The organism is Mesorhizobium sp. Root695 (assembly GCF_001428185.1).
Lineage (GTDB): Bacteria > Pseudomonadota > Alphaproteobacteria > Rhizobiales > Rhizobiaceae > Mesorhizobium.
In genome coordinates this window covers 43,864-60,335 of sequence record NZ_LMHO01000008.1, presented here as the reverse complement: position 1 = coordinate 60,335, position 16,472 = coordinate 43,864, and the positions used below count along the sequence as shown (strand labels likewise).

At 64.0% G+C, this 16,472-nt stretch carries 17 protein-coding genes; 13 read left to right on the top strand and 4 right to left on the bottom strand.

What is annotated here, in order from left to right; all coding sequences use genetic code 11:
• Positions 1-127: 127 nt before the first annotated feature.
• Positions 128-1,117: a GlxA family transcriptional regulator gene (locus tag ASD99_RS09885; protein WP_057143453.1), complete on the top strand. Its 990-nt coding sequence runs from the start codon at positions 128-130 to the stop codon at positions 1,115-1,117.
• Positions 1,118-1,121: 4 nt separating this feature from the next.
• Here the strand turns inward: ASD99_RS09885 and ASD99_RS09880 are convergent, their stop codons facing one another.
• Entirely contained in the window at positions 1,122-1,679 is a 558-nt protein-coding gene (locus ASD99_RS09880; protein WP_057143452.1) for a sugar O-acetyltransferase, read from the bottom strand.
• 184 nt (positions 1,680-1,863) lie between these two features.
• On the opposite strand from ASD99_RS09880, the gene ASD99_RS09875 reads away from it, so the two are divergent.
• The 4 genes from ASD99_RS09875 (at position 1,864) to ASD99_RS09860 (ending at position 6,138) form a co-directional block, all read left to right on the top strand.
• A complete protein-coding gene (locus ASD99_RS09875) occupies positions 1,864-2,325 on the top strand; it encodes a hypothetical protein (protein WP_056595805.1) in 462 nt (153 codons plus the stop codon).
• Positions 2,322-3,698: an FAD-containing oxidoreductase gene (locus ASD99_RS09870; RefSeq protein ID WP_057143451.1), complete on the top strand. Its 1,377-nt coding sequence runs from the start codon at positions 2,322-2,324 to the stop codon at positions 3,696-3,698. Before ASD99_RS09875 ends, ASD99_RS09870 begins: the two co-directional genes overlap by 4 nt.
• Before the next feature lie 121 nt (positions 3,699-3,819).
• The gene (locus tag ASD99_RS09865; protein WP_057143450.1) at positions 3,820-4,998 is read left to right on the top strand and encodes an MFS transporter; all 1,179 of its coding nucleotides are present in this window, start codon (positions 3,820-3,822) and stop codon (positions 4,996-4,998) included.
• An 84-nt stretch (positions 4,999-5,082) separates the two neighbouring features.
• A complete protein-coding gene (locus tag ASD99_RS09860; protein ID WP_057143510.1) occupies positions 5,083-6,138 on the top strand; it encodes a succinylglutamate desuccinylase/aspartoacylase family protein in 1,056 nt (351 codons plus the stop codon).
• A 7-nt stretch (positions 6,139-6,145) separates the two neighbouring features.
• Here the strand turns inward: ASD99_RS09860 and ASD99_RS09855 are convergent, their stop codons facing one another.
• Positions 6,146-6,916: an isocitrate lyase/PEP mutase family protein gene (locus tag ASD99_RS09855; protein WP_057143449.1), complete on the bottom strand. Its 771-nt coding sequence runs from the start codon at positions 6,914-6,916 to the stop codon at positions 6,146-6,148.
• A gap of 319 nt (positions 6,917-7,235) precedes the next feature.
• On the opposite strand from ASD99_RS09855, the gene ASD99_RS09850 reads away from it, so the two are divergent.
• Entirely contained in the window at positions 7,236-9,425 is a 2,190-nt protein-coding gene (locus ASD99_RS09850) for an anthranilate synthase (RefSeq protein WP_057143509.1), read from the top strand.
• A gap of 5 nt (positions 9,426-9,430) precedes the next feature.
• Complete coding sequence (locus ASD99_RS09845; protein ID WP_056595824.1) at positions 9,431-10,378, top strand: cation diffusion facilitator family transporter; 948 nt, start codon at positions 9,431-9,433, stop codon at positions 10,376-10,378.
• A gap of 156 nt (positions 10,379-10,534) precedes the next feature.
• Here the strand turns inward: ASD99_RS09845 and ASD99_RS09840 are convergent, their stop codons facing one another.
• Positions 10,535-11,638, bottom strand: coding sequence for a hypothetical protein (locus ASD99_RS09840; RefSeq protein WP_057143448.1), 1,104 nt, complete (start codon positions 11,636-11,638; stop codon positions 10,535-10,537).
• 102 nt (positions 11,639-11,740) lie between these two features.
• On the opposite strand from ASD99_RS09840, the gene ASD99_RS09835 reads away from it, so the two are divergent.
• The 6 genes from ASD99_RS09835 to ASD99_RS09810 all read left to right on the top strand — a co-directional run bounded on the left by ASD99_RS09835 (position 11,741) and on the right by ASD99_RS09810 (position 15,377).
• Entirely contained in the window at positions 11,741-12,178 is a 438-nt protein-coding gene (locus ASD99_RS09835) for a DsrE family protein (protein ID WP_056595829.1), read from the top strand.
• Positions 12,179-12,240: 62 nt separating this feature from the next.
• The gene (locus tag ASD99_RS09830) at positions 12,241-13,020 is read left to right on the top strand and encodes an SDR family NAD(P)-dependent oxidoreductase (protein WP_056595832.1); all 780 of its coding nucleotides are present in this window, start codon (positions 12,241-12,243) and stop codon (positions 13,018-13,020) included.
• A 62-nt stretch (positions 13,021-13,082) separates the two neighbouring features.
• On the top strand, positions 13,083-13,391 hold the full coding sequence (locus ASD99_RS09825) for a putative quinol monooxygenase (RefSeq protein ID WP_057143508.1): 309 nt from the start codon (positions 13,083-13,085) through the stop codon (positions 13,389-13,391).
• Between the two features lie 161 nt (positions 13,392-13,552).
• The gene (locus tag ASD99_RS09820) at positions 13,553-13,798 is read left to right on the top strand and encodes a type II toxin-antitoxin system Phd/YefM family antitoxin (protein ID WP_056595839.1); all 246 of its coding nucleotides are present in this window, start codon (positions 13,553-13,555) and stop codon (positions 13,796-13,798) included.
• Positions 13,795-14,181 carry a type II toxin-antitoxin system VapC family toxin gene (locus ASD99_RS09815; protein WP_057143447.1) on the top strand — a complete coding sequence of 129 codons (387 nt, stop codon included), beginning with the start codon at positions 13,795-13,797 and terminating at the stop codon, positions 14,179-14,181. Before ASD99_RS09820 ends, ASD99_RS09815 begins: the two co-directional genes overlap by 4 nt.
• Before the next feature lie 95 nt (positions 14,182-14,276).
• Positions 14,277-15,377: an AbrB family transcriptional regulator gene (locus ASD99_RS09810; RefSeq protein ID WP_057143446.1), complete on the top strand. Its 1,101-nt coding sequence runs from the start codon at positions 14,277-14,279 to the stop codon at positions 15,375-15,377.
• 315 nt (positions 15,378-15,692) lie between these two features.
• Here ASD99_RS09810 and ASD99_RS09805 read toward each other — a convergent pair whose 3' ends face one another.
• The gene (locus tag ASD99_RS09805; RefSeq protein WP_057143445.1) at positions 15,693-16,469 is read right to left on the bottom strand and encodes an esterase family protein; all 777 of its coding nucleotides are present in this window, start codon (positions 16,467-16,469) and stop codon (positions 15,693-15,695) included.
• Positions 16,470-16,472: the final 3 nt, after the last annotated feature.

The following is a 16,472-nucleotide window of genomic DNA, read 5'->3' as shown; positions in this document are numbered from 1 at the left end:
GGTGTTTTCCTTTCCGGCTTGAATGCGATGGGGCGAAAATAGGCGGGTTGCCAGACAATCAAAAGTGGCCTGATTGACATCGTTCGAAAGAATTGGGACAATCCGCTTTCAACTGCCGGAAGCGCCCATGACCGACCCGATCATTGCCGTCCTCGCCTTCGACGGCATCAGCCCGTTCCATCTCTCCGTGCCGTGCCTGGTCTTCGGCGAGAACAGGACGGCGCTTGGCCTACCGCGCTTCGACTTCCGCATCTGCGCGGTCAAGGCCGGGCCGATCCACACCGAGGCCGGCTTGACCGTTGCCGCGCCGCATGGGCTCGAAGGGCTCGACGACGCCGACATCGTCATCATTCCAAGCTGGCATCATCTGGGCGAACCGGTATCGCCGCTGTTGATGGAGGCGCTGCGCCAGGCGCACGGGCGCGGTGCCTTGATTGTCGGCCTCTGCCTGGGAACCTTCGCCATTGCCGCGGCTGGGCTGCTTTCTGGCCGCCGTGCCGCGACGCATTGGGCCTATTCAGAGCGGCTGCAAAAACTCCATCCCGACATCTCTGTTGATGCCACGGTGCTTTATGTCGACAATGGCGATGTCGTGACGTCGGCCGGCGTCGCCGCCGGCCTCGACTGCTGTCTCCACATCGTGCGCGCCCGCTATGGCGCGGAAGCTGCACTGCGGCTCGCCCGCCAGATCGTGCTTTCCCCGCATCGGCAGGGCGGGCAGGCGCAATTCATCGAGCATCCGGTGGCGAGGAGCGCGGACGCCGACCGTTTCACCCAGGCCCTCGACGCGGTTCGTGCGGCGCTCGGTGAGACGCATAGCCTGGACAGCGTCGCCGAGGCCGCCGGCCTGACGCGGCGCACTTTCACCCGCCGCTTTCAGAAATCGATCGGCAGCAGTTTCGGCGAATGGTTGACCGGCCAGCGGATCGAACTGGCGCAAAGGTTGCTGGAGGCAACGGAGAAATCGATGGACATGGTGGCCTTCGAAGCCGGCTTCGGCAGCGCCACCTCGCTGCGACAGCATTTCGCCGCAAGGCTGAGGACTTCGCCGGCGCAATATCGGCGCGAATTCTCCAGGCAGGCCGACCAGGACGAGCGCATGGCGCTGTCGTCTTGATCCCTTAATCCCGCTTGACCGCCCGCGCCGGATTGCCGACCACCGTGGTGTTCGCGGCCACGTCGCGCGTCACCACCGCGCCGGCGCCGACAATGGCGCCTTCACCGATGCTGACGCCGCCAAGGATGACGGCTGAGCCGCCGATCCAGGCATTGGCGCCGATCTCGACCGGCCTGGCGATCTCCAGTCCCGCCCGCCGCCCAATGGCCTCCTTGTGATGCTCGGCGCAATAGATCTGCACATTGGGGCCGAGCAGCGTTCCCTTGCCGATGCGCACGCTCGCTGTGTCGAGGATGGTGCAGCCGGCATTGAGGAAGACGCCGTCTCCGAGAAAGATGTTGAAGCCATAGGCGCAGTGGAACGGCGCCTCGATGCGGTCGCCCTCGCCGGCTTTGCCGAGCAGTGCTCTCAAACCTGGCCCGAGGTTGCCGCGCTGCAGCGGCGGCAGGCAATTGTGTTCGAACACCGCGTCGCGCGCTATTACCCGCAATGCCTCCAGTTCGTCATCGAGGCACGTGTACCATTCGCCGGCCGCCATCTTTGCGCGCTCGCTTCCAGCCATGACGATGTCTCCCTGTGACGTCTTTGCCAAAGCACAATTGCGGTGAACGGGAAAGTGCCAGCATCCGGCAGCACCGCGCAAAAATCCATTCGCATTTTCGAAGTCATGCGCTGGTCAAATGCCGGACCTATGCTAGCCTGCTTTTTCCGGACTGTCCTGGCCCGGTGATCGAGGGGGATCAACCATGCTGTATGTTCTCGCACTTCTGATCGGCGTCATTGCCGGTCTTCGCGCCATGACCGCGCCGGCCGCCGTCGCCTGGGGCGCCTGGCTCGGCTGGCTGCCGGTTGCCGGCACCTGGGCCAGTTTCATGAGCCATTGGGCCGCCGTCGGCATCTTCACCATCCTGGCCATCGTCGAGCTGGTCACCGACCAACTGCCGTCGACGCCGAGCCGCAAAGTGCCGCAGCAATTCGGCGCCCGCATCATCATGGGCGCTTTCACCGGCGCGGTGATCGGCGCCACCAGTGGCGCCACCATCGGCGGCCTGATCGCCGGCGCCATCGGCGCTGTCATCGGCACGCTGGGCGGCGCCGAAGCACGCGGCCGGCTGGCGGCCGCCTTCGGCAAGGATCAGCCCGCCGCCTTCATCGAGGACGCGGTGGCGATCATCGGCGGCCTGCTGATCGTAGCGGCGGTGGCATGACGGCCGAAACCTTCGACGCCATCATCATCGGCGCCGGACAGGCCGGCCCTCCGCTGGCCGGCCGGCTGAATGCCGCCGGCATGAGCGTGGCGCTGATCGAGCGCAAGCTGGTCGGCGGCACCTGTGTCAACACCGGCTGCATGCCGACCAAGACCATGGTTGCCAGCGCCTATGCCGCGCATCTCGCCCGCCGCGCCGCCGACTACGGCGTGACGCTCGGTGGCCCGGTCGGGGTCGACTATGCCAGGATCAAGGCGCGCAAGGACAAGGTGACGATCGACGCGCGCACCGGGCTCGAAACCTGGATCGCCGGCATGGACAAATGCACGCTCTATCGCGGCCACGCGCGTTTCGAATCCACCAACACGGTGCGCGTCGGCGACGACCTTTTGACCGCCGAAAAAATCTTCCTCAACACAGGCGGCCGCGCCTCGGTACCGGACCTGCCCGGCATTCACGACATCGACTATCTGACCAATTCCTCGATGATGGATCTCGACGTGCTGCCGCGCCATCTCGTTGTCGTCGGCGGCAGCTACATCTCGCTCGAATTCGCGCAGATGTTCCGCCGCTTTGGCTCAGAAGTCACCGTCATCGAGAAGAGCCCGCGCCTGACCGGCCGCGAGGACGAGGACGTCTCGGCCGCCATCCTGTCGATCCTCGAAAACGAAGGCATCGCCGTTCACCTTGGCGCCGACGACATCGCTTTCGCCAAACAGGGCAAGGACATTGCCGTAACCTTCTCGGCCGGCAAGCCACCGGCTGTCGGCTCGCACGTGCTGCTGGCTCTGGGACGGACGCCCAACACCGACGACCTCGGCCTCGACAAGGCCGGCGTCGATGTCGACAAGCGCGGCTTCGTCACCGTCGACGACCACCTGCGCACCAGCGTGCCCGGCATCTGGGCGATGGGCGACTGCAACGGCAAGGGCGCCTTCACCCACACCTCCTACAACGACTATGAGATTGTCGCAGCCAACCTGCTCGACAACGATCCGCGCAAGGTCAGTGATCGCATCGAAGCTTATGCGCTCTACATCGACCCGCCGCTCGGCCGCTGTGGCATGACCGAGGCCGCGGTGAAGAAGTCCGGCCGTCGCGCACTGGTCGGCCAGCGGCCGATGACCCGCGTCGGCCGCGCCGTCGAAAAAGGCGAGACGCAGGGCTTCATGAAGATCCTGGTCGATGCCGACACCAGGCAGATCCTCGGCTGCTCGGTGCTCGGCCCCGGCGGCGACGAGGCGGTGCATTGCGTCCTCGACCTGATGTACGCCAAGGCACCCGTCGACACGCTGGCACGCGCCGTGCATATCCACCCAAATGTCTCGGAGTTGCTGCCGACCATTGCCCAGGAGCTGAAGCCGCTGGTTTGATGGCCCGCAGCCATTTCCAAGCTATTCCCTTTCTGCATCGCTGCAATGCGGCAATGGCGCTTGCGTATGGCGCCGTTCCTTCGTTCAGTCTCAATTTGAACCGATTCAGTCTGGACGCTCCATGCCCTTGCCGATCCTTGCGCTTGCCATTGCGTCCTTCTGCATCGGCACCACCGAATTCGTCATCATGGGCTTGCTGCCCGAGGTCGCCGCAGACCTAGGCGTGTCAATCCCTTCGGCGGGCTTGCTGGTCACCGCCTATGCGCTCGGCGTTGTCTTCGGCGCTCCGATTGTCGCCATGGCCACCGCGCATTTGCCGCGCAAGCCGGTGCTGGTTGGGCTGGCCGCACTGTTCGTCGTCGGCAACCTGTTCTGCGCCATCGCCCCCAACTACTGGCTCTTGATGGCGGCGCGCGTCTTCACCGCCTTCGGCCACGGCGCCTTCTTCGGCATCGGCTCGGTTGTTGCCGCGAGCCTGGTGCCACGCAACAAGCGCGCCAGCGCCATGGCGATGATGTTCGCCGGCCTGACCCTTTCAAACATCCTGGGCGTTCCCGCCGGCACCGCGCTTGGCGAAGCCTTCGGCTGGCGCTCCACATTCATCGCCGTGGTCGGCATCGGCCTGATCTCGGTCGCGGCCATCGCCTGGCTGGTGCCGTCCGATGTCGCTGAACCGAGCAGCGGCGGCCTGCGCGGCGAGCTGCGCGTGCTGGGCAAACTGCAGGTGTGGCTGGCGATGTTGATCGCAGCCCTTGCGTCGGCCAGCCTGTTTGCCGTCTTCACCTTCATCAAGCCCTACCTCACCGACGTCTCCGGCCTGTCAACCTCTGCGGTCACCTGGGTGCTGCTGCTGTTCGGCGCCGGCATGACCATCGGCAACATCATTGGCGGCAGGCTCGCCGACTGGAAATTGATGCCGACGGTGATCGGCACGCTGATTTCGATGGCGTTCCTATTCGTCGGTTTCATGCAGTTCGGCGCCATCGCGAATGTCGCTGTCGGCATCGTCTTCCTCTGGGGTCTGCTGATCTTCGTCGTCGTCCCGCCGCTGCAAATCCGCGTCGTCGAGGCGGCCTCGGAAGGGCCGAACCTCGCCGCCACGCTGAACCAGGGCGCCTTCAATGTCGGCAATGCCAGCGGCGCCTGGATCGGCGGCGTGGCCCTTTCCGCCGGCGTTTCCTATGCGAATCTGCCGCTGGTCGGCGCAGCACTTGCCCTGTTGGCGGTCACCGTCGCAGTGCTGTCGCAGGCGCTGGACCGGCGCGCGCCGGTCATTCCGGTTCAGGCTCCCGCGGAATAGCTGCGCCCATAGCGCGAGAGGCTGGACCAATCGACATCGGCAGCTTCAAATGGGCATGTCTTCTCGCTCTTGAAGGAGAAAGTCATGCAGAAATCGATCGAGCGCATCGCCGGCCAAAGCGAAGGGGTTTCTTACGAATTCCCGCTGTTCCGCTTCGCGGGCGCGGACAAGGCGGCCCCTTCGGCCTATCTGCAGGCAGCGCTCCATGCCGGTGAGTTGCCGGGCGTCGTCGCCATCGACGCGCTGATGCCGATGCTCGATAAGGCGCAAGCCGAAGGCCGTATCAAGGGTAACCTCACCATCGTGCCCTGGGCCAACCCGATCGGCCGGGCGCAATATCATTTCGGCGAGCATCAGGGCCGCTTTCATCTCGGTACCCGAACCAATTTCAACCGCGGCTTTCCGCTGCTCGCCGCCCCCGACACAGCCCTGTTGCCCGACACCACCCTTGGTACGGTTGACCAGCGGCTCAAGACCCGGCTGGTGCAATTGTCGCTCGGCCATGACATCGTGCTCGACCTGCACTGCGATGACGAAGGCCTCGCCTATCTCTACATCCACACCAGCCTGTGGCCGGCCATGGCCGATTGCGCCGCCGCCATGGGCGTCGACGCGGTCGTGCTGTGGAGCGAAGACACCGACGGCACTTTCGAGGGCGCCTCGATCATGCCCTACCAGAACGTTCCCGATGGCGTGGCCAAGCTTGACCGCCGTGTCGCCACCACGGTCGAATATCGCGGCATCCTCGATGTCGACGGCGCCCTGGCCGCCTCTGATGCCGAAGGCCTCTACCGGCTGCTGGTGGCGCGCGGTGTGATCACCGACAGCGCCGTACCCGCGCCGGGTCCCTTCACCGGCACCGTCGCGCCCCTGGAGAACATCGACATGATGCCGGCGCCCCGGGCGGGTGCTGTGCTCTACGATGTGAAGCCCGGCGACCGCGTCGCCAAGGGCGCGCGCCTCGCCACCATCGTCCATGCACCGGGTGAAACCGATGGCCGCACCGAAGTCTTCGCACCGCAGGACGGCATCATCCTGACCCGGCGCTCCCGCCGCATCATCCGCGCCGGCGAGGATCTTCTGAAGCTGGTCGGCGACAAGAAGAGCACCGACGCTCGATCAGGGACGCTGGAGGACTAACTCCAGCCTATCCGGAAATCGCCAGTCGCGCCTTGGCCTCCAGCCATTCCGCCATCTGCCGGTAAGGCACCGGGCCGTGGCTGATTCGGGCGACACCCAGTTCCGCCAGCCGCCGGCGCGACGGCACATGCGCCAGCGCGATGATGTTGACCGGCAACGCAATTGCCTTGCAGAGCGTCTCGATCAGGCCCTCATCGCCAAGACCCGGCGCAAAGAAGCCGTGCGCACCGGCTTTTTCGAAGGCCTGTGCGCGCTCGATGGCCTGGTCGAGCAGGACGTCATCATGCGCATCCGGTTTCGCCTTGAGGAAGATGTCGGTTCGAGCGTTGATGAACGCCGGTATGCCGGAGGCCTTGACGGCTGCCGCCGCTGCTTCGATGCGTTTTACCTGGACAGCAATGTCATGCAGGCCGCTGCCACCAACAATCTGGTCTTCGAAATTGAAACCAATGGCACCGGCCCGCAGTGCCAACGTTACCGTGCGAGCGACGATTTCCGGATCGACGCCGTAACCACCCTCGAGGTCCATGGTCACCGGCAGGTCGACGGCAGCGACGATGCGCTTGATGTTGTCGAGCGCCAGCTCCAGCGGGATTTTCTCGCCATCAGCGTAGCCGAACGCGGCCGCAACCGGCCAGCTTCCGGTGGCGATCGCCTTGGCGCCCGCCTTCTCGACGATCTTGGCCGAGCCCGGATCCCAGGCATTGTAGAGAACGATCGGATTTCCCTTGACGTGAAGGGAATGGAACGTCCGTGCGCGCTCGATCTGCTCGGTCATGGTTGTTGTCCCGTCTTCCTGTTGTTGAATGTACAATCTAGGCGGGACTGACAACTCTGGCGATGTGCCATGAAGTGCAGAAGGGGCGGCCACCGGACAGACTTTCAAACCTGTTGCGCATCCTCCTTTTCGCAGCTATGGATTTCGCCATGAACATGCGTTCGACCAAGACCATTTGGTGGTGGGCCTGCTGACAGCGGCCTGTTCGAACACGTGCGCGTGAAAAGAGAGGGTGGCCGCAACGGAAAGTCCGGGCGGCCATTTGTTTTTTTCAAGCCATTCCCGGGTCCGTTGCCCCAAGAAGCTGATGGAGACGGCAATGACGATGAAGGTTCTGGAAAACGGGGCGGAAAGTTTCGTGACCGCGGGTGGCATCACCATCACCCGCGAGCGCCACGATCGGCCCTATGCTGGCGCGATCGACTCCTATGTCGACGGCCTGAATTCACGCCGCGGCGCCGTGTTTTCCTCCAACTATGAATATCCCGGCCGCTACACGCGCTGGGACACCGCCATCATCGATCCGCCGCTGGTCATCTCAGCACGTGGCCGCGCCATGCGTATCGAGGCGCTGAACGGCCGTGGCGATGCGCTGTTGCCGGTCATCGGCAAGGCGCTCGCCAGCCTGGCCGATGTCACCATCGCCGAGACGTCGAAAAAACTCATCCGCCTCGACGTCGCCAAGCCTGGTCGCGTCTTCACCGAAGAGGAGCGCAGCCGCGTCCCCTCGGTGTTTACCGTGCTGCGCGCCATCACCGCTCTGTTCAAGACCGAGGAAGACGCCAATCTTGGTCTCTACGGCGCTTTCGGCTACGACCTCGCCTTCCAGTTCGACCCGGTCGACTACAAGCTCGAGCGCAAGCCGAGCCAGCGCGACCTGGTGCTGTTCCTGCCCGACGAGATCCTGGTCGTCGACCACTATTCGGCCAAGGCCTGGACCGACCGCTACGACTATGCCGGCGACGGGTTTTCGACCGAGGGGCTGCCGCGCGACGGAATTTCCGAGCCGTTCAAGAGCCCCGACCGCATCCCGCCGCGCGGGGACCATGAACCTGGCGAATATGCCGATCTGGTTCGCAAGGCGATGGATTCCTTCAAGCGAGGCGACCTGTTCGAGGTCGTGCCCGGCCAGATGTTCTATGAGCGCTGCGAGACGCAGCCATCCGAGATTTCGCGCAAGCTGAAGGCCATCAACCCCTCGCCCTATTCCTTCTTCATCAATCTGGGCGAAGGCGAATATCTGATCGGTGCCTCGCCGGAAATGTTCGTGCGCGTCAACGGCCGCCGCGTCGAGACCTGCCCGATCTCGGGCACCATCAAGCGCGGCGATGATGCCATTTCGGACTCCGAGCAGATCCTGAAACTGCTCAACTCGAAGAAGGACGAATCCGAGCTGACCATGTGCTCGGACGTCGACCGCAACGACAAGTCGCGGGTCTGCGAGCCGGGCTCGGTGCGCGTCATCGGCCGCCGCCAGATCGAGATGTATTCGCGCCTGATCCACACGGTCGATCACATCGAAGGCCGCCTGCGCGAAGGCATGGACGCCTTCGACGCCTTCCTGTCGCACGCCTGGGCGGTCACCGTCACCGGCGCGCCGAAACTGTGGGCCATGCGTTTCATCGAACAGAACGAGAAGAGCCCGCGCGCCTGGTATGGCGGCGCGATCGGCATGGTCAATTTCAACGGTGACATGAACACCGGCCTTACCTTGCGCACCATCCGCATCAAGGACGGCATTGCCGAAGTGCGCGCCGGCGCCACATTGCTCTTCGACAGCATTCCCGAGGAAGAAGAAGCCGAAACCGAACTGAAGGCATCCGCCATGCTCTCCGCCATTCGCGACGCCAAGACGGGCAATTCCGCCAGCACCGAGCGCACCACCGCGCCCGTCGGCGACGGCGTCAACATCCTGCTCGTCGACCACGAGGACAGTTTCGTCCACACGCTGGCCAATTATTTCCGCCAGACCGGCGCCAATGTCTCGACCGTGCGCACGCCGGTTCCGGAGGAAGTGTTCGACCGGCTGAAGCCCGACCTTGTCGTGCTGTCGCCCGGCCCCGGCACGCCGAAGGATTTCGACTGCGCCGCCACCATCAGACGGGCGCGCGCCCGCGACCTGCCTATCTTCGGCGTCTGCCTTGGCCTGCAGGCGCTGGCCGAAGCTTATGGCGGCGAACTGAGGCAGTTGCACATACCGATGCACGGCAAGCCGTCGCGCATCCGCGTCTCCAAGCCGGGCATCATCTTCTCCGGCCTGCCCAAGGAAGTCACCGTCGGCCGCTACCACTCGATCTTCGCCGATCCGGTGCGCCTGCCCGACGATTTCATCGTCACGGCCGAAACCGAGGACGGCGTCATCATGGCCTTTGAGCACCGCAAGGAACCGATCGCCGCGGTCCAGTTCCACCCGGAATCGATCATGACGCTCGGCCACAATGCCGGCATGCGCATCATCGAGAACATCGTCGCCCACCTGCCGCGCAAGGCCAAGGAAAAGGCCGCCTGACGACCATGGCTGGAGCCGAGAATACGATGGCGATCGCCGCCAAGGCGGCCGCGAGGCGCAAGGTCGCCAACCTTGCCTTCTGGTCGATCGTTGTCGCCTTTGTCGTGCTTGCTCTGAAACTTGCCGCCTGGTACGTCACCGGCTCTGTCGCGCTCTATTCGGACGCGCTCGAATCGATCGTCAACGTCATCGCCTCGGTCGCCGCCTTCTGGGCAATCCAGGTCAGCTACAAGCCGGCCGACCAGGATCACCCGTTCGGTCATCACAAGGCCGAGTATTTCTCGGCCGTGCTCGAAGGCGTGCTGATCGTGCTCGCCGCCCTTCTGATCCTCAACGAGGTCTGGCGCTCCTGGCAGACGCCGGCACCCCTCGAACAGCCTTGGAACGGCCTTGCCATCAACGGTGTTGCCACGGTCATCAATGCCTTCTGGGCCTGGACACTGATCCGCGCCGGCAGGGCCGAGAAATCGCCGGCGCTGGTCGCCGACGGCAACCACATCATGACCGACGTGGTGACCTCGATCGGCGTCTTCGGCGGCCTAGTCGGAGCGATCCTGACCGGCTGGCAGATTCTCGATCCGGCGCTTGCCGTCCTCGTGGCGCTGAACATCCTGTGGCAGGGCTGGCATGTCATCGGCTCATCGATGAACGGCCTGATGGACCGCGCCGTCGACACGGCAGAAAACATGCGCATCCGCGACGTCATCTCGGCCAATTGCAAGGGCGCTCTCGAGGTTCATGACCTCAAGACCCGCATCGCCGGCCGCGCCACCTTCATCGAGTTCCACCTAGTCGTCGACGCCGACATGTCGGTCGGCGCCAGCCACGTCATCTGCGATCGCATCGAGGACGCGCTGAAGGCCGAAATCCCCTCGGTGCGCGTCACCATCCATGTCGAACCCGACGACGAAGCCAAGCTGCCGAAGGGCACGACGGCCGTGCCCTTCGCATAGTCTTGCGCTAGCCTGAGGGCTGTCGAGATTCAGGTCAGGCCGAGCCGAGAATGGTGGCATCCGAGAACCGGAGCGGAGCGTACTTAAAGTACGTAAGCACCGGAAGCGCAGGAAGCCGCCGTTCGCAGGCCGGCATCACCTGAATATCGGCAGCCCTCAAGGCGCGCAGGCCGATTGCGGCATCGGCTGCAGCCGATAGACCTTGTCGTCGGATTGCGTCTTGCCGTCGGCGGCCTTCGAGCACAGGTCGACGATCGCCAGGCTGCCGTTGGGATTGGCCAGCATCATCGTGCCGTTGGCGCCGCGCTTGAGGAAAATCTCCTTCTGCGCGATGTCGCAGGAGAAATCGCTCATCTTCGAGCTGGCCGCACAGCGCCACTGGTCGGCCTCGCCCTGGCAGGAATAGGTCTGCGTGACCTTGGTCGATTTCTGCCGCGTGGTGACGGTAACGGCAATGTCGGCGCCGTCTGGCCAGTTGGCGGCGTTGCCGCCCGAGGCGAAGGATGCCAGTTCCACCGATCCGCGGAAGACCCGGATCGACTGCGTCAGCTGGTCGGGGTGCGAGCCGAGATGCGCTGCATCATAATCGCGCCCGTAGCAGAAGGCCTGGTCCGGCTTCAGCCGCTCGCGCAGTGGGCCCCCGAGTGCAGGGGCGATCGGATCGATGCGCGCGAACTCCGCCTTGCAGGTAGCCGCCGGCATCGGGTCGAGGCGGAAATTGTCGTCCTCCGAGCCGAGCGCTTGCCTGTCATATTCCGCCGCACCAAGCTCCTCTTCCGACCCGGCATCGAGATAAAGGTCGGGCTGCACATCGGTGACGATCAGCCTGCCCTTGTCGTCGACTTTCAGCGAAGCCATGGTGCGGTCACAATCCATGCCGCAACGGATCGGGCCGGACGTGCCGTCCTCGGACCCGTGATTGCACCAGCCGCCGGCCCATTCGGGCGCCTTGGCGCCCCGCACCGTGGTGGCGATAAAGCCATTATAGGACGAGTCGGAGTTTGTCGGCGGCTCCTCGTTCGGGCGGCTGACCGGGTCGTGCCCATAGAGGAAGAAGATTCGCGCCACTTTCTGCTTCGGATGCGCCTTGAGGTGCGTGGCGTCATAGACGCGGCCGAAACAGGCATCAGCGCCGTTCGGGCTGAGTTCGATGAGCTTCAGCGCATCGTCGGCGAAGGCGGAACCGGCAAGTGCGCCAAGCAGGGCTGCGCCAAACCCTGCGCCAGCGACTGCCTTGCATTCCCCTACCCTGAACGCCATGTGACCTCTCCTCCGCATCGACAGGACGTAACGTCAATTTATGCTAGTATTGCGGCCGCAGCCACGCAATTCGCGGTGAGCCGCCAAGCGGGGGAGGATGCCATGCGCCGGCGTGATATGTTCCGCGCGGTTCTTGCCGGAACCGGAACGCTTCTTGGCCTGCGGGCGGCGCAGGCCGCGGCGACAGAGCCTGCCAGGCAAAAGGTCGCCTATCACTTGAGCGATGTCGACAAGGTCAATTTCGTGCTCGGCAACATCAAGAACCACTATGACGGCACCGGCGGCAATGTCGACATCGTGCTGGTCGTGCATGGCCCGGCCTTGGCCAGCTTCAAGTCGAAAGGCATATCGGCCGCGATTTCCGGGCGTTTCGCCGGCCTGGTGCAGCAGGGGCTGGCATCCCATGCCTGCGCCAACACCATGCAAGGCATGGACATTACGCTCGCCGACCTGCTCGCCGGTTTCCATGCCGCCGACAAGGGCGGCGTCGTCAAGCTCGCCGAACTGCAAGGCCAGGGTTACGCCTATCTGCGCCCCTGAGGCTTGAACACCGGGGTGGCAAAGGCCTACGAAGGACAGGCAGAAATCCCGGAGGAAGAACCGTGCCAGCCACCCCACTCAGCATACCCGATCTTGCCGGCAAGGCAGTGCTAGTCACCGGTGCGTCGACCGGCATCGGGGCGGCGCTCGCGCTGGCCTATGCAGCGCAGAAATGCAAGGTGGCGCTGCACTATAATTCGAGTCAAGCCGCCGCAGAGAAGCTCGGCATGACGATCGCCGACAAGGGCGGCGAGGTGTTTCTCGTCCAGGGCGATTTCTCCGTTGCCGCCGATGTCGAACGCGTCGTCGAGGACGGCGCGCAGTATTTCGGCCGCCTCGACGGGCTGGTCAACAATGCCGGCGGCATGCTCGGCCGCATCCCCTATGCCGAGCAGACCGAAGCGCATTACGACGCGGTGATGGACCTCAACGCCCGTTCGGTGCTGACCGCCTCGCGCAAGGCGATCCCGTGGCTGAAGAAACAGGGCGGCTTCATCGTCAACACCTCGTCGATCGCCGCGCGCAATGGTGGGGGCGGCGGAGCCGGGCTTTACGGCTCGGCCAAGGCCTTCGTCTCCAATGTGACGCGCGGCATGGCCAAGGAGCTGATCGGCTTCGGCATCCGCGTCAACGCGGTGGCGCCCGGCACCATTCTCACCCCGTTCCACGAGCGCTATTCGACCGACGAGCAGATGAAGGGCATGGTCGCCACCATTCCGCAGGGACGCGCCGGTACGGCTGAGGATTGCGTCGGCGCCTATCTGTTCCTCTCTTCCGATCTTCTGAGCGGCTACATCACCGGCCAGGTTATCGAGGTGAATGGCGGCCAGTTGATGCCTTGAGCGGCTATCGGCATACTGGCGATCTGCATGTTCTTGTCGAAACCTCAGAGGGAGACAACAGAATGTACGGACTGATCGGCAAGATGCGGGCGGCACGCGGCCAGCGCGACGCGGTCATGGATGTGCTGCTGAGCAGCACCGGCGCCATGCCGGGCTGCCTGAGCTACATCATCGCCCGCGACCCCGCGGATGCCGATGCGATCTGGGTCACCGAAGTTTGGACCGACGCCGAAAGCCACAAGACGTCGCTGCAGCTTCCCGAAGTCCAGGCGGCGATCGCCAAGGCACGGCCGTTCGTCGCCGGCTTTGAATTCCAGGTCGAGACCCATCCTGCCGGCGGCGTCGGCCTGGCCGGCGCCAAGACCGGCTGATGCGCACGGACGGCTTGATGCCGAGGCGCGGTTCGCGCGTCGGTACAATATCGACAGGTAGACAATCTCGACCGCGCTGTCGCCAGCTCATTGCGCACCACTTGTAATTCTCTGAAAATGGACTAAGTTCTGTGGACTAAGTCCATCTGGAGCAACCTGCGATGCAGACCGTCAACATCCACAACGCGAAGACCAATCTTTCACGTCTCGTTGACCGAGCTGCCAAAGGTGAGCCGTTCATCATCGCCAAGGCGGGCAAACCATTGGTCAAAGTCGTGCCTATCGATCAGCCGGCCTCGTCGCAGGCGCGAAGGGTCGGTTTTATGGCCGGCCAGTTTTCCGTTCCCGACGATTTCGACCGCATGGGCGGCGAGGAGATTGAACAGCTGTTCGGTGTCAACACTTGAAACTGTTACTCGACACCCATTTGCTGCTGTGGGCGGCTGGTGAACCGGATCGGCTACCACTTGCGGCTCTCGCCGAGATTGAGAACCCAGAGAACGAATTGCTGTTCAGTCCTGCCAGCCTTTGGGAGATCGCAATCAAACGAGGACTTGGACGGGATGATTTCCAAGTCGACCCCCGTTTGCTCCGGCGAGGCCTATTCGACAATGGCTATCACGACTTGCCGATCACCAGTGAACATGCCCTCGCCATCGACGGACTTCCGGCGATCCACAAGGATCCCTTCGATCGAATCCTAATCGCCCAGGCAACCGTGGAAGGGATTGCCTTGCTGACGATGGACGATCTTGTCGCCCGTTATCCTGGTCCTATCCGAAAGCTCTAACACCTTGGTAAACTGCGCGACCTCGCGCGTCACACAGCTTCCTTTTCGGCAAAGCGGGGGTTCGCATCGTCTCGCTTAAAGTCTAAGACCGAAACATGGATTCCTCGGCCGAGCAGCCACCAGACCAGCCCGCCATCGAACGCATGGCGCGGATGCGCAAGCTCTGGCAATGGCTGGCCCTGCTGATCGTCTCCCTGCTGTTTGCCGGCGCGCTGGAACTCGCGGCCCTGCCGGCGGCGCTGCTGATCGGGCCGATGCTGGCGGCCATCGTCGCCGGCACCAATGGCGCCACGGTGCGCGTGCCGCGCCTTCTGTTCGGCGCCGCACAGGCGATCGTCGGCTGCCTCGTCGCCAGCTCGATCTCGGCCGACATCTTTCCGGTCTTCACCCAGGAATGGCCGCTGTTTCTCGGCGTCGTGGTGGCGACCGTCACCGCCTCCAGCCTGCTCGGCTGGCTGATCAGCCGCTGGCGCATCCTGCCCGGCACCACCGCCGTCTGGGGCTCCTCGCCGGGTGCGGCCACCGCCATGGTGCTGATGGCCGGTGCGTTCGGTGCCGATCAGCGTCTCGTCGCCTTCATGCAATATCTGCGCGTCATCCTCGTCTCGATGACGGCGGCACTCGTTGCCAAGATGTGGGTAGACACCTCGGGCGTTGAAATCCCCGCCATCATCTGGTTTCCGCCGATCGACCGCCAAGCCTTCGCCGCCACCATCGGCATCGCGCTTGTCGGCGGCCTGCTGGGGAAGCTGCTGAGGCTGCCCTCGCCCTTCTTCCTCGGCACCTTCGTCTTCGGCACCGTTGTCCATCTCGGCTTGGGCGTGGAAATGCAATTGCCGCAATGGCTGCTGGCCGTCAGCTACGCCATGGTCGGCTGGTCGATCGGCCTGAACTTCACAAGGGCGATCCTGCGCCATGCGACGCGTGCCTTGCCACAAATCATCGCCTCGATCGTGGCGCTGATCGCCTTCTGCGGCGGCCTTGCCTTCATGATCAGCCATCTCTTGGGCATCGACCCGCTGACCGCCTATCTGGCGACCAGCCCCGGCGGCATGGACAGCATCGCCATCATCGCCGCCGCCGCGCAGAACGTCGACATCTCGTTCGTCATGGCGCTGCAGTCGGCCCGCTTCCTGATCGTGCTGCTGGTCGGCCCGAGCGTGGCGCGGCTGGTGGCGAGAAGCTTGAGGCAATAGCCAAAGCTGCCTGCGCAGACTCGCAATCTGGTCGGCGCAATCCTGACTGGCGTTGCTGCTGTGTGACAGCACCCCACAGTCTGTGCAGTGGCCGCAGAAAATACTCGCACGCTCATATTTGAGAGCGCGGAGACGCAATCAGGCATGAGACAGTGGAGACGAGTTGATGCGAACAAGCCCGGCGACATGGCGCCTGGGGATATCATTGCTGGGCGGCGCGGCGATGCTCGGCCAATCCGGCGCTGCACATGCCGAGGACAGCGTCGCCGGCATTGGTGGCCTCGACGAAACGGCGGATTGGATCAGGCGTGGTCATCAGTCAAGCCTGTGCATCAGGTCCTCATCCAGCCAGCGGCCGAAGAAATAGACCAGTTGCTTGTGCCACCACGGCCAGTCGTGGCTGACATCGCCGCCCCAATAGTCGACCCAGGCGGGAATGGATTTGTCGCGCAGGATCTGTTCCAGCTGGCGCGTTTCGACCAGCATCCGCTCTTCCCAGGCGCCCTGCCCGCAGCAGAAGATCAGCCTGAGCGCCTTCAGCCGGGCAAGCAGTTTTGGATCGACGATGCCGGGTAGATAGTCGAGCGGCGAGTTGTAGAAGATGTCGCCTTCAAGCGCCCTGCCGAAAAAGTCGCGGGCCGAATAAACGCCCGACAGCGCGATGACGCCGCTGGCCAGTTCCGGAAAGCGGAAGACGAAGTTCGACGAATGGTAGCCGCCCATCGAACAGCCTGAGAACAGCGGCTTCAGCTTGCGGCCGCCATTGGCTTGCTCTGCTGTCGACAGGAATTCCGGTAGTGCCTCCTCGCGCACATAGCGGAAATAGGCCTCGTGCCGGGCGATGCGGCGGGCGGCGTCGGCATGCTTGTCGAAGAAGGACTCCGAATCGACGCCGTCGACCGTGAACAGCTGGATGCGGCCGGTGTCGATGAATTCGGCAAGGGCGCCCACTCCGCCGGAATCCTCGAACTGGTAGAACCGGCCCTGAGAAGTCGGGAACACCACCACCGGCCGGCCGGCATGGCCGTAGCGCTTGTATTCCATGTCGCGGCCGAGCTTGCCCGAGAAATTCTTGTGATAGGAAACGTCCATCGG

Coding starts and splice junctions, on each gene's coding strand:
- ASD99_RS09860 (WP_057143510.1), top strand. CDS start 5,083: ATGCAGAAATCGATCGAGCGCATCGCCGGCCAAAGCGAAGGGGTTTCT.
- ASD99_RS09870 (WP_057143451.1), top strand. CDS start 2,322: ATGACGGCCGAAACCTTCGACGCCATCATCATCGGCGCCGGACAGGCC.
- ASD99_RS09850 (WP_057143509.1), top strand. CDS start 7,236: ATGACGATGAAGGTTCTGGAAAACGGGGCGGAAAGTTTCGTGACCGCG.
- ASD99_RS09810 (WP_057143446.1), top strand. CDS start 14,277: ATGGATTCCTCGGCCGAGCAGCCACCAGACCAGCCCGCCATCGAACGC.
- ASD99_RS09840 (WP_057143448.1), bottom strand. CDS start 11,638: ATGGCGTTCAGGGTAGGGGAATGCAAGGCAGTCGCTGGCGCAGGGTTT.
- ASD99_RS09885 (WP_057143453.1), top strand. CDS start 128: ATGACCGACCCGATCATTGCCGTCCTCGCCTTCGACGGCATCAGCCCG.
- ASD99_RS09865 (WP_057143450.1), top strand. CDS start 3,820: ATGCCCTTGCCGATCCTTGCGCTTGCCATTGCGTCCTTCTGCATCGGC.
- ASD99_RS09875 (WP_056595805.1), top strand. CDS start 1,864: ATGCTGTATGTTCTCGCACTTCTGATCGGCGTCATTGCCGGTCTTCGC.
- ASD99_RS09855 (WP_057143449.1), bottom strand. CDS start 6,916: ATGACCGAGCAGATCGAGCGCGCACGGACGTTCCATTCCCTTCACGTC.
- ASD99_RS09835 (WP_056595829.1), top strand. CDS start 11,741: ATGCGCCGGCGTGATATGTTCCGCGCGGTTCTTGCCGGAACCGGAACG.
- ASD99_RS09845 (WP_056595824.1), top strand. CDS start 9,431: ATGGCTGGAGCCGAGAATACGATGGCGATCGCCGCCAAGGCGGCCGCG.
- ASD99_RS09805 (WP_057143445.1), bottom strand. CDS start 16,469: ATGGACGTTTCCTATCACAAGAATTTCTCGGGCAAGCTCGGCCGCGAC.
- ASD99_RS09880 (WP_057143452.1), bottom strand. CDS start 1,679: ATGGCTGGAAGCGAGCGCGCAAAGATGGCGGCCGGCGAATGGTACACG.
- ASD99_RS09820 (WP_056595839.1), top strand. CDS start 13,553: ATGCAGACCGTCAACATCCACAACGCGAAGACCAATCTTTCACGTCTC.
- ASD99_RS09825 (WP_057143508.1), top strand. CDS start 13,083: ATGTACGGACTGATCGGCAAGATGCGGGCGGCACGCGGCCAGCGCGAC.